Here is a 296-nt window from a genome sequence, read left to right on the forward strand (position 1 = left end):
GCGGGCAGCGGCAGCGGGTGATGATCGCGATGGCGCTGGCCTGCGACCCCCGGCTGATCGTCGCGGACGAGCCGACGACCGCGCTCGACGTGATGATCCAGGCGCAGATCCTGCGGCTGATCGAGCGGCTCGTCGCCGAGGAGGCCATCAGCCTGCTCATGATCAGCCACGACCTCGCCGTCCTCGCCGACACCTGCGACCGGCTCGCCGTGATGTACGCGGGCCGGGTCGTCGAGGAAGGACCGGCCCGGGCGGTCTACGAGGCCGCCCGCCACCCCTACGGAAGGGCGCTGTCC

The 296-nt window shown here is 72.3% G+C and carries 1 protein-coding gene; it reads left to right on the plus strand.

Features of this window, described 5'->3' with window-relative positions:
* A partial coding sequence (locus tag OQ02_RS39885) for an ATP-binding cassette domain-containing protein (RefSeq protein WP_033443882.1) occupies positions 1 to 296 on the plus strand: 296 nt, incomplete at both ends.

This window comes from Saccharothrix sp. NRRL B-16314, assembly GCF_000716595.1.
GTDB lineage: Bacteria > Actinomycetota > Actinomycetes > Mycobacteriales > Pseudonocardiaceae > Actinosynnema.